Annotated in this window: 10 protein-coding genes; 9 read left to right on the top strand and 1 reads right to left on the bottom strand. The window is 61.8% G+C overall.

The window, feature by feature from the left end:
* Positions 1-74 precede the first annotated feature (74 nt).
* Positions 75-4940, top strand: coding sequence for an NAD-glutamate dehydrogenase (locus P0Y58_21620; GenBank protein ID WEK29479.1), 4866 nt, complete (start codon positions 75-77; stop codon positions 4938-4940).
* 168 nt (positions 4941-5108) lie between these two features.
* Here the strand turns inward: P0Y58_21620 and P0Y58_21615 are convergent, their stop codons facing one another.
* Positions 5109-5927: a kinase/pyrophosphorylase gene (locus P0Y58_21615; protein ID WEK29478.1), complete on the bottom strand. Its 819-nt coding sequence runs from the start codon at positions 5925-5927 to the stop codon at positions 5109-5111.
* Positions 5928-6119: 192 nt separating this feature from the next.
* On the opposite strand from P0Y58_21615, the gene ppsA reads away from it, so the two are divergent.
* The 8 genes from ppsA to P0Y58_21575 all read left to right on the top strand — a co-directional run bounded on the left by ppsA (position 6120) and on the right by P0Y58_21575 (position 14337).
* A complete protein-coding gene (gene ppsA, locus P0Y58_21610; GenBank protein WEK29477.1) occupies positions 6120-8495 on the top strand; it encodes a phosphoenolpyruvate synthase in 2376 nt (791 codons plus the stop codon).
* Between the two features lie 102 nt (positions 8496-8597).
* Positions 8598-9590, top strand: a complete 993-nt coding sequence (locus tag P0Y58_21605; protein WEK29476.1) for an alpha/beta fold hydrolase — start codon at positions 8598-8600, stop codon at positions 9588-9590.
* 219 nt (positions 9591-9809) lie between these two features.
* Complete coding sequence (gene rraA, locus P0Y58_21600; protein WEK29475.1) at positions 9810-10301, top strand: ribonuclease E activity regulator RraA; 492 nt, start codon at positions 9810-9812, stop codon at positions 10299-10301.
* A 27-nt stretch (positions 10302-10328) separates the two neighbouring features.
* Positions 10329-11324, top strand: coding sequence for a zinc transporter ZntB (locus P0Y58_21595; protein ID WEK29474.1), 996 nt, complete (start codon positions 10329-10331; stop codon positions 11322-11324).
* 87 nt (positions 11325-11411) lie between these two features.
* Positions 11412-11684, top strand: a complete 273-nt coding sequence (locus P0Y58_21590; protein WEK29473.1) for a CrfX protein — start codon at positions 11412-11414, stop codon at positions 11682-11684.
* A gap of 2 nt (positions 11685-11686) precedes the next feature.
* On the top strand, positions 11687-12511 hold the full coding sequence (locus P0Y58_21585) for a mechanosensitive ion channel (GenBank protein WEK29472.1): 825 nt from the start codon (positions 11687-11689) through the stop codon (positions 12509-12511).
* Between the two features lie 113 nt (positions 12512-12624).
* Complete coding sequence (gene sigX, locus P0Y58_21580) at positions 12625-13191, top strand: RNA polymerase sigma factor SigX (GenBank protein WEK29471.1); 567 nt, start codon at positions 12625-12627, stop codon at positions 13189-13191.
* Positions 13192-13302: 111 nt separating this feature from the next.
* Positions 13303-14337 (top strand): OmpA family protein, encoded by a 1035-nt coding sequence (locus P0Y58_21575; GenBank protein WEK29470.1) that lies wholly within the window; start codon positions 13303-13305, stop codon positions 14335-14337.
* Positions 14338-14425 lie beyond the last annotated feature (88 nt).

Genomic DNA, 14425 nt, shown 5'->3' with positions numbered 1-14425 from the left:
TGGCTATCGTTGATCCGTACACGGCGCACGCAGCGACGCTTCAACTATTACAAAGCCCAAGCGGAGTACCACAGATGGCGTTCTTCACCGCAGCCAGCAAAGCCGACTTCCAGCATCAACTGCAAGCGGCCCTGGCGCAGCACATCAGCGAACAGTCCCTGCCACAAGTGGCACTGTTCGCCGAGCAGTTCTTCGGCATCATCTCTCTGGACGAACTCACCCAGCGCAGGCTTTCCGACCTGGCCGGCTGCACCCTCTCAGCCTGGCGCATCATCGAACGTTTCGACCCTGAATACCCGCAAGTGCGGGTGTACAACCCTGATTACGAGCGCAACGGCTGGCAGTCGACCCACACCGTGGTCGAAGTGCTGCACCACGACCTGCCGTTCCTGGTGGACTCGGTGCGCACCGAGCTCAACCGCCGCGGCTACAGCATCCACACCCTGCAGACCACCGTGCTGAGCGTGCGCCGTGGCGCCAAGGGCGAGCTGCTGGAACTGCTGCCCAAGGGTACCCAGGGCGAGGGCGTGCAGCATGAGTCGCTGATGTACCTGGAGATTGACCGTTGCGCGAATGCTGCCGAACTGACCGTGCTGACCCGCGAAATCGAGCAGGTGCTGGCTGAGGTGCGGGTGGCAGTGGCCGACTTCGAACCGATGAAGGCCAAGCTGCGTGAAGTGGTGGCGCTGGTGGAACAGACCGCCTTCGGCCCTGCGCAGAACGAGAAGGGCGAGGTCAAGGCCTTCCTCGAATGGCTGCTGGACAACCACTTCACGTTCCTGGGCTACGAAGAATTCACCGTCAACAGCGGCGCCGACGGCGGCCAGATGGTCTACGACGAGCCGTCGTTCCTCGGCCTGCCGCGCCGCTTGCGCGTGGGCCTGACGGCCGAAGAGCTACGCATCGAAGACTACGCCGTGGCTTACCTCAACGAGCCGCTGCTGCTGTCGTTCGCCAAGGCCGCGCTGCCTAGCCGCGTGCACCGCCCGGCCTACCCGGACTACGTGTCGATCCGCCAGCTGGATGCCGACGGCAAAGTCATCAAGGAACACCGCTTCATGGGCCTGTACACCTCGTCGGTGTATGGCGAAAGCGTGCATGCCATTCCGTATATCCGCGTGAAGGTGGCTGAAGTCGAGCGCCGCTCCGGCTTCGATGCCAAGGCTCACCTGGGCAAGGAGCTGGCCCAGGTACTGGAAGTGCTGCCGCGCGACGACCTGTTCCAGACGCCGGTCGAGGAGCTGTTCACCACCGTCATGGCGATCGTGCAGATCCAGGAACGCAACAAGATCCGCGTGTTCCTGCGCAAGGACCCATACGGCCGCTTCTGCTACTGCCTGGCCTACGTCCCGCGGGAAATCTACTCCACCGAAGTGCGGCAGAAAATCCAGCAAGTGCTGATGGAGCGCCTGAAGGCCAGCGACTGCGAGTTCTGGACCTTCTTCTCCGAGTCGGTGCTGGCGCGTGTGCAGCTGATTTTGCGGGTCGACCCGAAAAACCGCATCGACATCGACCCGCAGCAACTGGAACGCGAAGTGGTCCAGGCCTGCCGCTCGTGGCATGACGACTACTCGGCGCTGGTGGTGGAGAACTTCGGCGAAGCCCAGGGCACCAACATCCTGGCCGATTTCCCCAAAGGCTTCCCGGCCGGCTACCGTGAGCGCTTCGCCGCGCACTCGGCGGTGGTCGACCTGCAGCATGTGCTGGGCTTGTCGGAAAGCAAGCCGCTGGCAATGAGCTTCTACCAGCCGCTGACCCAGGTGGGCGAGCGCATCCTGCACTGCAAGCTGTACCACGCCGATACGCCACTGGCGCTGTCGGACGTGCTGCCGATCCTGGAAAACCTCGGCTTGCGTGTGCTCGGCGAATTCCCGTACCGCCTGCGCCACGCCAATGGCCGCGAATACTGGATTCATGACTTCGCCTTCACCTACAGCGAAGGCCTGAGCCTGGATATCCAGCAGCTCAACGACACCCTGCAGGATGCCTTCATCCACATAGTGCGCGGCGATGCCGAGAACGACGCCTTCAACCGCCTGGTGCTCACTGCCGGCCTGCCATGGCGTGACGTGGCGCTGCTGCGCGCCTACGCCCGTTACCTGAAGCAGATCCGCCTGGGCTTCGACCTGGGCTACATTGCCAGCACCCTGAACAACCACACCGACATCGCTCGCGAGCTGACCCGGTTGTTCAAGACCCGCTTCTACCTGGCCCGCAAGCTCACCCAGGACGACCTGGACGACAAGCAGCTGCGCCTGGAACAAGCGATCCTGACCGCGCTGGACGACGTGCAGGTACTCAACGAAGACCGCATCCTGCGCCGCTACCTGGACCTGATCAAGGCCACCCTGCGCACCAACTTCTACCAGCCGGACGCCAACGGCCAGAACAAGTCGTACTTCAGCTTCAAGTTCAACCCCAAGCTGATCCCCGAACTGCCCAAGCCGGTGCCCAAGTTCGAAATCTTCGTCTATTCGCCGCGCGTCGAGGGCGTGCACCTGCGCTTTGGCAACGTCGCCCGTGGCGGCCTGCGCTGGTCTGATCGCGAGGAAGACTTCCGCACCGAAGTACTGGGCCTGGTAAAAGCCCAGCAGGTGAAGAACTCGGTCATCGTGCCGGTCGGCGCCAAGGGTGGCTTCCTGCCGCGTCGCCTGCCGCTGGGTGGCGGCCGTGACGAGATTGCTGCTGAAGGCATTGCCTGCTATCGCATCTTCATTTCCGGCCTGCTCGACATCACCGACAACCTCAAGGACGGCGGCGTAGTGCCACCGGCCAACGTGGTGCGCCACGACGATGACGACCCGTACCTGGTGGTGGCGGCCGACAAGGGCACCGCGACCTTCTCCGACATCGCCAACGGCATCGCCATCGACTACGGCTTCTGGCTGGGCGACGCCTTTGCCTCGGGCGGCTCGGCCGGTTACGACCACAAGAAGATGGGCATTACCGCACGCGGCGCCTGGGTGGGCGTGCAGCGCCACTTCCGCGAGCGCGGCATCAACGTGCAGGAAGACCCGATCACCGTCATCGGTGTGGGCGACATGGCCGGCGATGTGTTCGGCAACGGCCTGCTGATGTCCGACAAGCTGCAACTGGTGGCCGCGTTCAACCACCTGCACATCTTCATTGACCCGAACCCGGAGCCTGCGTCCAGCTTTGCCGAGCGCCAACGCCTGTTCGACCTGCCGCGTTCGGCGTGGAGCGACTACGACACCAGCATCATGTCCGAAGGCGGCGGTATTTTCCCGCGCAGTGCCAAGAGCATCGCCATCAGCCCGCAGATGAAAGAGCGCTTCGCCATCGAAGCCGACCGGCTGACCCCGACCGAGCTGCTTAACGCACTGCTCAAGGCGCCAGTCGACCTGCTGTGGAACGGCGGTATCGGTACCTACGTCAAGGCCAGCAGCGAAAGCCACGCCGATGTCGGCGACAAGGCCAACGATGCCCTGCGGGTCAACGGCAACGAACTGCGCTGCAAGGTGGTGGGCGAGGGCGGTAACCTGGGCATGACCCAGCTCGGTCGGGTCGAGTTCGGCCTGAACGGCGGCGCCACCAACACCGACTTCATCGACAACGCCGGCGGCGTGGACTGCTCCGACCACGAGGTCAACATCAAGATCCTGCTCAACGAAGTGGTGCAGGGTGGCGACATGACCGAGAAGCAGCGCAACCAGCTGCTGGGCAGCATGACCGAAGAGGTTGGCGCGCTGGTGCTGGGCAACAACTACAAGCAGACCCAGGCGCTGTCGCTGGCTGCCCGCCGCGCCCGCGAGCGGATTGCCGAATACAAGCGCCTGATGGCCGACCTGGAAGCCCGCGGCAAGCTGGACCGCGCCATAGAGTTCCTGCCGTCCGAGGAACAGCTGGTCGAGCGCCTGGCCGCCGGGCAAGGCCTGACCCGGGCCGAGTTGTCGGTGCTGATCTCGTACAGCAAGATCGACCTCAAGGAGCAGTTGCTCAAGTCGCAAGTTCCGGACGACGACTACCTGACCCGCGACATGGAAACCGCTTTCCCGCCGTCGCTGGTCAGCAAATTTGCCGAGCCCATGCGCCGCCACCGCCTGAAGCGTGAAATCGTCAGCACCCAGATCGCCAACGACCTGGTCAACAACATGGGCATCACCTTCGTCCAGCGCCTGAAGGAGTCGACCGGCATGAGCCCGGCCAACGTGGCCGGGGCCTATGTGATCGTGCGTGACATCTTCCACCTGCCGCACTGGTTCCGCCAGATCGAGGCACTGGACTATCAGGTGCCGGCAGAAGTCCAGCTGACCCTGATGGACGAGCTGATGCGCCTGGGCCGCCGGGCTACCCGCTGGTTCCTGCGCAGCCGCCGCAACGAACAGGACGCCGGGCGTGATACCGCGCACTTCGGGCCGAAGATCGCGCAACTCGGGCTCAAACTCGATGAACTGCTTGAAGGCCCGACCCGTGAACGCTGGATGGTGCGCTATCAGGGCTTTGTCGACGCCGGTGTGCCAGAACTGCTGGCGCGGATGGTGGCGGGTACCAGCCACCTGTACACCCTGCTGCCGATCATCGAAGCGGCCGACGTCACAGGCCACAACCCCGCGCAGGTGGCAAAGGCGTTCTTCGCTGTGGGCAGCTCACTGGACCTGACCTGGTACCTGCAGGAAATCAGCAACCTGCCGGTGGAAAACAACTGGCAGGCGCTGGCCCGCGAAGCGTTCCGCGACGATATCGACCTGCAACAGCGGGCGATCACCATCTCGGTCTTGCAGATGGCCGATGCGCCGGAAGACATGGACGCCCGCGTGGCGCTGTGGGCCGAGCAGCACCGGGTGATGGTGGAGCGCTGGCGCGCCATGCTCGACGACCTGCGCAATGCCACGGGTACCGACTATGCGATGTACGCGGTAGCCAACCGCGAGCTGGTCGACCTGGCCATGAGCGGGCAGGCGACGGTGGTGCCGTCCTGAGCCATGTAGTGAGGTAAAACAAAGCCCCGGCAGTGATGCCGGGGCTTTTCTTTTGTCTGTACCGGCCTCTTCGCGGGGCAAGCCCGCTCCCACAGGTGCTCCACTCCCTTCGAGTTCAGTGGAGCACCTGTGGGAGCGGGCTTGCCCCGCGAAGAGGCCGGCACAGGCTTACTTGAACCGCCGCTCCACGCCTTTTTCCACCAGAATCTTCGCCGAAATCTCTTCCACCGAAAAATGCGTGGAGTTGATGTTGGGAATGTTCTCCCTACGGAACAGGCTCTCTACCTCGCGCACTTCGAACTCGCACTGGGCAAAGCTGGAATAGCGGCTGTTGGGCTTGCGCTCATGGCGGATGGCAGTCAGGCGGTCGGGGTCGATGGTCAGGCCGAACAGCTTGTTGTGGTGCTTTTTCAGCACCGCCGGCAGCTGCAGGCGTTCCATGTCGTCCTCGGTCAGCGGGTAGTTGGCAGCACGAATGCCGAACTGCATCGCCATGTACAGGCAGGTAGGGGTCTTGCCGCAACGCGAAACGCCCACCAGGATCAGGTCGGCCTTGTCGTAGTAGTGGGTGCGTGCGCCGTCGTCGTTATCCAGGGCGAAATTCACCGCCTCGATGCGTTCCATGTAGTTGGAATTGCCACCAATCGAATGCGATTTACCGACGGAATACGACGAATGGGCGGTCAATTCCTGCTCAAGGGGGGATAAAAACGAAGAAAAGATGTCGATCATGAAACCGTTCGAAGTTGCCAGGATCTCGCGGATGTCCTGGTTCACGATGGTGTCGAAGATGATCGGGCGTACCCCGTCACGCTCGGCGGCAGCATTGATTTGCTGGACCATGGTTCGCGCTTTGTCGGGCGAATCGATGTACGGGCGGGTGAATTTGTTGAACGGAATGCTCTCGAATTGCGCGAGCAAACTCTGGCCCAGGGTTTCGGCAGTGATACCGGTGCCGTCGGAGATGAAGAACGCGGTTCGTTTCATTTGCGATCTGGGCCTTAAGCTGATGACGATTCTTGGATATGATAAGTTCGGTTTGCCGAATGCGGCTGTCGGCATTCTGCCATAATTGCAGACCCTATTTTCCAGGTACAGGCCACAAACGCCCGGCCAAGTCACCAAAGACAGGCGGGCGCCTTTTTGAGCTTTTCCAACACAGTTAGTGGAGAGATCACCTTGGTAGAGTACGTAGTTTCCCTCGATAAGCTCGGCGTCCATGATGTGGAGCATGTGGGGGGCAAGAACGCATCCCTGGGCGAGATGATCAGCAACCTTGCCGGTGCTGGTGTATCGGTGCCGGGCGGCTTTGCCACTACGGCGCAGGCGTACCGCGATTTTCTCGAACAGAGTGGTCTGAACGACAAGATTCACGCCGCGCTCGACGCGCTCGACGTGGATGACATCAATGCCCTGACCAAAACCGGCGCGCAAATCCGCCAGTGGGTCATGGAAGCCGAATTCCCGGAACGTCTGAATAGCGAAATCCGTACGGCCTTTGCCGAAATGGCTGCCGGTAACGACAACATGGCCGTGGCCGTGCGCTCTTCGGCCACCGCCGAAGACCTGCCAGACGCCTCGTTCGCCGGCCAGCAGGAAACCTTCCTCAACATCCGTGGCGTCGACAACGTGATCCGCGCGGCCAAGGAAGTGTTCGCCTCGCTGTTCAACGACCGCGCCATCGCCTATCGCGTGCACCAGGGCTTCGACCACAAGCTGGTCGCCCTGTCGGCCGGCGTGCAGCGCATGGTCCGCTCCGAAACCGGCACTGCAGGCGTGATGTTCACCCTCGACACCGAGTCGGGCTTCCGCGATGTGGTATTCATCACCGGCGCTTACGGCCTGGGCGAAACCGTGGTGCAGGGTGCGGTCAACCCTGACGAATTCTACGTGCACAAGCACACCCTGCAGGCCGGCCGCCCGGCCATCCTGCGCCGTAACCTGGGCAGCAAGGCTATCAAGATGGTCTATGGCGAAGAAGCCAAGGCTGGCCGTTCGGTGAAAACTGTCGAAGTCGACCGCGCCGAACGCGCGCGTTTCTGCCTGTCCGACGAGGAAGTCAGCGAGCTGGCCAAGCAGGCCATGATCATCGAGCAGCACTACCAGCGCCCGATGGACATCGAGTGGGCCAAAGACGGTGATGACGGCAAGCTGTACATCGTCCAGGCGCGCCCGGAAACGGTGAAAAGCCGCTCCAGCGCCAACGTCATGGAACGTTACCTGCTGAAAGAAAAAGGCACCGTCCTGGTCGAAGGCCGCGCCATCGGCCAGCGCATCGGCGCCGGCAAGGTTCGCGTGATCAAGGATGTGTCGGAAATGGACAAGGTCCAGCCCGGCGACGTGCTGGTCTCGGACATGACCGACCCGGACTGGGAGCCGGTGATGAAGCGCGCCAGCGCCATCGTCACCAACCGCGGCGGGCGTACCTGCCACGCGGCGATCATCGCCCGTGAGCTGGGTATTCCGGCCGTGGTCGGTTGCGGCAACGCCACCCAGGTGCTGAAAGACGGCCAGGGCGTGACCGTATCCTGCGCCGAAGGCGACACCGGCTTCATCTTCGAAGGCGAACTGGGCTTCGACATCAAGCAGAACTCGGTCGACGCCATGCCGGACCTGCCGTTCAAGATCATGATGAACGTCGGTAACCCGGACCGCGCCTTCGATTTCGCCCAGCTGCCCAACGCCGGTGTTGGCCTGGCGCGCCTGGAATTCATCATCAACCGCATGATCGGCGTGCACCCCAAGGCGCTGCTGAACTATGCAGGCCTGCCGGCCGACCTGAAAGACAGCGTCGACAAGCGCATCGCTGGTTACAGCGACCCGGTCGGCTTCTACGTCGAGAAACTGGTCGAGGGCATCAGCACCCTGGCAGCAGCCTTCTACCCGAAAAAGGTCATCGTGCGCCTGTCGGACTTCAAGTCCAACGAGTACGCCAACCTGATCGGCGGCAAGCTGTACGAGCCGGAAGAAGAAAACCCGATGCTGGGCTTCCGCGGTGCTTCGCGTTACATCAGCGAATCGTTCCGTGACTGCTTCGAGCTCGAGTGCCGTGCGCTGAAGCGTGTGCGCAACGAGATGGGCCTGACCAACGTCGAGATCATGGTGCCGTTCGTGCGCACCCTGGGCGAAGCCAGCCAGGTCGTCGACCTGCTTGCTGAAAACGGCCTGGCCCGCGGCGACAATGGCCTGCGCGTGATCATGATGTGCGAGCTGCCGTCCAACGCCATCCTCGCCGAAGAGTTCCTTGAGTACTTCGACGGCTTCTCGATCGGCTCCAACGACCTGACCCAGCTGACCCTGGGCCTGGACCGTGACTCGGGCATCATTGCCCACCTGTTCGACGAGCGTAACCCTGCGGTGAAAAAGCTGCTGGCCAACGCCATTGCCGCGTGCAACAAGGCCGGCAAGTACATCGGCATTTGCGGCCAGGGCCCATCGGACCACCCGGACCTGGCCAAGTGGCTGATGGAGCAGGGCATCGAAAGCGTGTCGCTGAACCCGGACTCGGTACTCGAAACCTGGTTCTTCCTGGCCGAAGGCCAGGGCGCAGCCTGACGCAGTAAAACGCGGGGGGACGTCTGGCGTGCCCCCGCCTGGTTTTTTCCAGGGCGTGTTCCAGTAATGGTTCCCGCCCTTTTTTGTGCACCAAGCAACCTTATGCATAGCAGCAGCTCATTATTCCCCGTGGCCTTGCTCAGTGCCGAGCGCCGCGGCGACCTTAGCGAAGACGTTTACCGGATCAAGGCCGGCAACAGCCCTGATCCCAGCGTCGAGCTGGCCGTGACCCGCCTGGGGCTGGCCGATCACAACCGCGCCCACGGCGTGCCGGTCATTCTCCTGCACGGCAGTTTTTCCAACCGGCGTTTCTGGTATTCGCCCAAAGGGGTAGGCCTGGGCGCCTATCTTGCCCGCGCCGGCTTCGATGTATGGATCCCGGAAATGCGCGGCCACGGCCTGTCGCCGCGTAACCAGGCCTGGAAGCACAACAGCGTGGCCGCCTATGCCCGTGATGACCTGCCGCTGATCAATGCGTTTGTGCGTGAACAGTCGGGCCAGGCGCCGCATTGGGTCGGCCATTCGCTGGGCGGTACGACCTTGGCAGCGGCGCTGGGCGGTGGTTTTCTGGCTGCCGGAGAGGTAGCCGGCGTGGCACTTTTCGGGACCCAGATCAGCCGTGTGTATTGGCCGTTGAAGGTGCCGCCGCTGACATGGGGGGCGAAGTTGCTGCTCAAGCGTTGGGGGCAGATATCCGGGCCACGCTTCAAGCGCGGGCCGGAGGATGAACCTATTGGCCTGGCGCTGGAAAGCATGCGCTGGCATGGCCTGTTCGGGCGTTTTGGCGATAAGCAGAACGACTGGTGGGCCGGGTTGGCCGAAGTGGATGTGCCGCTGCTGGCGGTGGCCGGCGCCGGGGACTTCCAGGACCCGGTGTGGGCCTGCCGCAAGTTGTTCGAGCAGCTGGGGGGTGAGCGCAAGCAGTTCCTGCGGCTGGGGCGTGAGGAAGGCTTCGACGCTTTCGGGCATGTCGACATGCTGGTGAGCAAGGCCGCGCAGGTGCAGGTGTGGCCGCTGGTGGAGCGCTGGTTGCGTAACCCGCTGCTGCCGGTGCATGAGTCCACTGTGGCTGCAGAGCCTTTGCCAGCCAGCTGACTTTGTTTTGTCTGTACCGGCCTCTTCGCGGGCACGCCCGCTCCCACAGGGATCTCGAAGCACTCAAGTCTTGTGATATCTCTGTGGGAGCGGGCGTGCCCGCGAAGGGGCCGGTACAGGATGAATGCAAATGACCGCCCGGTCCCGGATGACTGCGACAGCCTCCAAGGTGTAGCCTTGGCCGATACCCGCTTTCGTTGTGACTGACAGGAGCTTCCCATGCAGCATTACGTAACGCCCGACCTGTGTGACGCCTACCCGGACCTGGTACAAGTGCTGGAACCGATGTTCAGCAATTTTGGCGGCCGTGATTCGTTCGGCGGGCAGATCGTCACCATCAAGTGCTTCGAAGACAACTCGCTGGTCAAGGAGCAGGTCGAACTCGACGGCAAGGGCAAGGTTCTGGTAGTTGATGGCGGTGGTTCGTTACGCCGTGCGCTGCTGGGCGACATGCTCGCCGAAAAGGCCGCCAAAAACGGCTGGGAAGGCCTGGTGATCTATGGCTGCGTGCGTGATGTTGACGCGCTGATCCAGACCGACGTCGGCGTACAGGCCCTGGCCAGCCACCCGATGAAAACCGACAAGCGCGGCATTGGCGACCTCAACGTGGCGGTGACCTTCGCCGGGGTGACCTTCCGCCCGGGCGAGTACGTGTATGCCGACAATAATGGCGTGCTGGTCTCGCCAAGCCCGTTGAAAATGCCGGAGTGATGCGCCGCACGCGCTGATGGAGCTTTGATGTTCGAGGAAGACAACGCGCAGTGGGGGCTGGTGCATGCCCTGGTGCTCGATGGTAGAGGCGGCGCGCGTTCGATTGCCCGTACCGAACTGGACGACTTGCAGCTGCAACCGGAGCAGAGCCTGTGGCTGCACTGGGACCGCAGCCACCCACAAACCCGCACCTGGCTGCTGCATGACAGCGGGCTTAGCGAGTTCGCCTGCGAGCTGCTGCTGGAAGAAAACACCCGGCCGCGCCTGCTGCCCATGGCTGACGAACAGCTATTGCTGTTTTTGCGTGGGGTCAACCTCAACCCGGGCGCAGAGCCCGAAGACATGGTTTCGGTGCGTATCTTCGCCGAGGCGCAGCGGGTCATTTCGCTGCGCCTGCGGCCATTGCGCGCCAGTGACGAGATTCTTCAGTTGCTGGAGCAGGGCAGGGGGCCGAAGTCGGCTTCCGAACTGTTGCTGCTGATGGGCGAGCTGCTGACCGAAAAGGTTCAGGGCCTTGTCAGCGACTTGTCAGAACTGGTCGACCTGGAAGAAGAAAAGGTCGAATCCGACGAGCGGTATACCCCAGAGCACGGCAGCCTTCAGCAGATCCGCCGACGTGCAGCGGGTCTGAGGCGATTCCTGGCCCCCCAGCGGGAGATCTACGCCCAGCTGTCGCGCAGCAAATGGAGCTGGTTCGCCGATGTCGATGCCGACTACTGGAACGAGCTGAACAACAGCCTGATCCGCTACCTCGAAGAGCTGGAACTGGCCCGCGAGCGAGCAGCGCTGGTGCTGGAGAGCGAAGACCGCCGGCGCAGTGAGCGGATGAACCGCACCATGTACCGCTTTGGCATCATTACCTGCATCTTCCTGCCCATGAGCTTCATTACCGGGCTGCTTGGCATCAATGTCGGCGGTATTCCGGGGGCGGAAAACCCCTATGGCTTCCTGTTCGCCTGCATCGTGGTGCTGGGGCTGGCGGTGGGGCAGTGGTGGATGTTCCGGCGGTTGCGATGGGTCTAGGTGTGCATTTTGAAACATTCGTCCCAATCGGATGTGTGACCCAGTGCCCGGCCATCTCGTCTCTTGCTGACACTGCGCGAGGTGCCCATGCACGATCCGTTTGAAGAATCCCTGCGTGACCTGCTCAAGGCGTCACCCTCCGGCAATGACCGGGATGACCTGGATGACGCCGCTTGCCTGGGTCGCGTGCTGAAAACCGCCAACCGCCAGGTTGGCGCGGGTGATCTGTTCAGCCTGCTTGGCCGCTGGAGCCAGGCGCTGCTGATTGCCGTCAATAATGGCTCGGCGCATGTCGCGCCGGTGCGTCGACACTCTTCCCGCAACGCTGCCCCCGGCAGCAAAGCAGATAAGGCCGATTGAATATGGAACTCGATCTCTGGACCCAGAGCCTGGTCGCCGCGATGACCGCCCTTTGGACCAAGGTAGCGAACTTCATCCCCAACCTGTTCGGCGCGCTGGTCGTGGTGCTGCTCGGTTTCGTGGTGGCCAAGCTGCTCGACACGCTGCTGTCCAAACTGCTGGCCAAGCTTGGCCTGGACCGCCTGATGGCCGGCACCGGACTCACCAAGATGCTCGCCCGGGTCGGCATCCAGGTGCCGATCTCGACCCTGATCGGCAAGATTGTCTATTGGTTCGTACTGCTCATCTTCCTCGTCTCGGCCGCTGAGTCGCTAGGCCTGGAGCGGGTTTCGGCCACGCTCGACATGCTCGCCCTGTACCTGCCGAAAGTATTCGGCGCGGCCTTGGTGTTGCTGGCCGGCGTGCTGCTGGCACAGGTGGCCAATGGCTTGGTGCGGGGCGCCGCAGAAGGTATCGGCCTGGAATATTCGGCAGGCCTTGGGCGTATCACCCAGGGCCTGGTGATCATCATCAGCATCTCGGTTGCCATCAGCCAGCTGGAGGTGAAAACCGACCTGCTGAACCACGTGATCGTCATCGGGCTGATTACCGTTGGTCTGGCGGTGGCGTTGGCCATGGGCCTTGGCAGCCGCGAAATTGCCGGGCAGATTCTGGCTGGCATATACGTGCGCGAGCTCTTCCAGGTCGGCCAGCAGGTGCGGATTGGAGAGGTCGAAGGGCATATCGAGGAAATCGGCACGGTCAAGACAACGCTTCTGACCGATGATGGCGAACTGGTGTCGCTGTCCAATCGCGAGCTGCTTGAGCAGCGCGTGAATAGCCGCTAACCGCACAAAAGCTGTTAATGTATGCCGCCGCGAAATTCGACCCACGGGGTCGCGCGGCGACATTGACCTGACTGTCGGCCAGATCCGTTTTGAATAAAGTTCATTCGCCGCCCATGCGTTATGACCCCCGCGAGCTCACCGATGAAGAGTTGGTGGCGCGTTCGCATGAGGAGCTGTACCACGTTACCCGCGCCTATGAGGAGCTCATGCGGCGCTATCAGCGGACCCTTTTCAACGTCTGTGCGCGTTATCTGGGGAACGACCGTGACGCGGATGATGTCTGTCAGGAGGTGATGCTGAAGGTGCTGTATGGTCTGAAGAACTTCGAGGGCAAATCCAAGTTCAAGACCTGGCTCTACAGCATCACCTACAACGAGTGCATCACCCAGTACCGTAAGGAGCGCCGTAAGCGCCGGTTGATGGATGCCTTGAGCCTGGACCCTGTAGAAGAGGCGTCCGAAGACAAGGCCCCGAAGCCGGAAGAAAAAGGCGGGCTGGACAAGTGGCTGGTGCATGTGAACCCGATTGACCGGGAAATTCTGGTGCTGCGATTTGTCGCAGAGCTGGAATTTCAGGAAATTGCCGACATCATGCACATGGGCCTGAGCGCAACGAAAATGCGCTACAAGCGTGCGCTAGACAAGCTTCGTGAGAAATTTGCCGGCCTTGATGAAACTTAGTGGCGAGCAAATATCTCTAACGAATCGGCGAGTTCTGCTAGACTTGCCGTCGAGTTGTCCCCCTTGTTTGTGGTGGGACTGCTTAACTATCACCAGATGGGGATTTAACGGATGAAATTGAAAAACACCTTGGGCTTGGCCATTGGTTCGCTCGTAGCCGCTACCTCGATTGGCGCTATGGCACAAGGCACAGGCGCTGTGGAAGTCGAAGGCTTCTACAAGAAAGAATTCTTCGACAGCCAGCGTGACTTCAAGAACGACGGCAACCTGTTCGGCGGTTCGATCGGTTACTTCCTGACCGACGACGTTGAACTGCGCCTTGGTTACGACGAAGTTCACAACGCTCGTGGCGAAGACGGCAAGAACATCAAGGGCTCGAACACCGCCCTGGACGCCGTTTACCACTTCAACAATCCGTATGACGCCATCCGTCCGTACGTTTCCGCTGGTTTCTCGCACCAGTCGCTGGGCCAGACCGGCCGTGGCGGTCGTGACCACTCCACCTTCGCCAACGTTGGCGCTGGCGCCAAGTGGTACATCACCGACATGTTCTACGCCCGTGCCGGCGTAGAAGCTCAGTACAACATCGACCAGGGCGACACCGAGTGGGCCCCAAGCGTTGGTGTTGGCCTGAACTTCGGCGGTAGCCCGAAGCAAGCCGAAGCCGCTCCGGCTCCAGTTGCTGAAGTCTGCTCCGACTCCGACAACGACGGCGTTTGCGACAACGTCGACAAGTGCCCAGACACCCCGGCCAACGTTACCGTTGACGCCGACGGCTGCCCGGCTGTTGCCGAAGTCGTTCGTGTTGAGCTGGACGTCAAGTTCGACTTCGACAAGTCGGTCGTCAAGCCAAACAGCTACGGCGACATCAAGAACCTGGCTGACTTCATGAAGCAGTACCCACAAACCACCACCGTGGTTGAAGGTCACACTGACTCCGTGGGTCCAGACGCTTACAACCAGAAGCTGTCCGAGCGTCGTGCCAACGCCGTCAAGCAAGTTCTGACCCAGCAGTACGGCGTAGAATCTACCCGTGTTGACTCGGTAGGCTACGGCGAAACCCGTCCGGTTGCCGACAACGCCACCGAAGAAGGCCGTGCTGTCAACCGTCGCGTTGAAGCTCAGGTAGAAGCTCAGTCCAAGTAATTGGCCTGATGTTTCACGAAAAACCCGGCCTCGGCCGGGTTTTTCTTTGCCTGAAATTTGTCGGTGTAGCGCGCACCCTGTGGGAGCG

The sequence above is a fragment of the Candidatus Pseudomonas phytovorans genome (assembly GCA_029202525.1).
GTDB lineage: Bacteria > Pseudomonadota > Gammaproteobacteria > Pseudomonadales > Pseudomonadaceae > Aquipseudomonas > Aquipseudomonas phytovorans.
The sequence above is the reverse complement of the archived record's forward strand: the minus strand, read 5'-3'. Positions and strand labels throughout refer to the sequence as shown.

Coding starts and splice junctions, on each gene's coding strand:
- P0Y58_21620 (WEK29479.1), top strand. CDS start 75: ATGGCGTTCTTCACCGCAGCCAGCAAAGCCGACTTCCAGCATCAACTG.
- P0Y58_21615 (WEK29478.1), bottom strand. CDS start 5,927: ATGAAACGAACCGCGTTCTTCATCTCCGACGGCACCGGTATCACTGCC.
- P0Y58_21605 (WEK29476.1), top strand. CDS start 8,598: ATGCATAGCAGCAGCTCATTATTCCCCGTGGCCTTGCTCAGTGCCGAG.
- rraA (WEK29475.1), top strand. CDS start 9,810: ATGCAGCATTACGTAACGCCCGACCTGTGTGACGCCTACCCGGACCTG.
- P0Y58_21595 (WEK29474.1), top strand. CDS start 10,329: ATGTTCGAGGAAGACAACGCGCAGTGGGGGCTGGTGCATGCCCTGGTG.
- P0Y58_21590 (WEK29473.1), top strand. CDS start 11,412: ATGCACGATCCGTTTGAAGAATCCCTGCGTGACCTGCTCAAGGCGTCA.
- P0Y58_21585 (WEK29472.1), top strand. CDS start 11,687: ATGGAACTCGATCTCTGGACCCAGAGCCTGGTCGCCGCGATGACCGCC.
- sigX (WEK29471.1), top strand. CDS start 12,625: ATGCGTTATGACCCCCGCGAGCTCACCGATGAAGAGTTGGTGGCGCGT.
- P0Y58_21575 (WEK29470.1), top strand. CDS start 13,303: ATGAAATTGAAAAACACCTTGGGCTTGGCCATTGGTTCGCTCGTAGCC.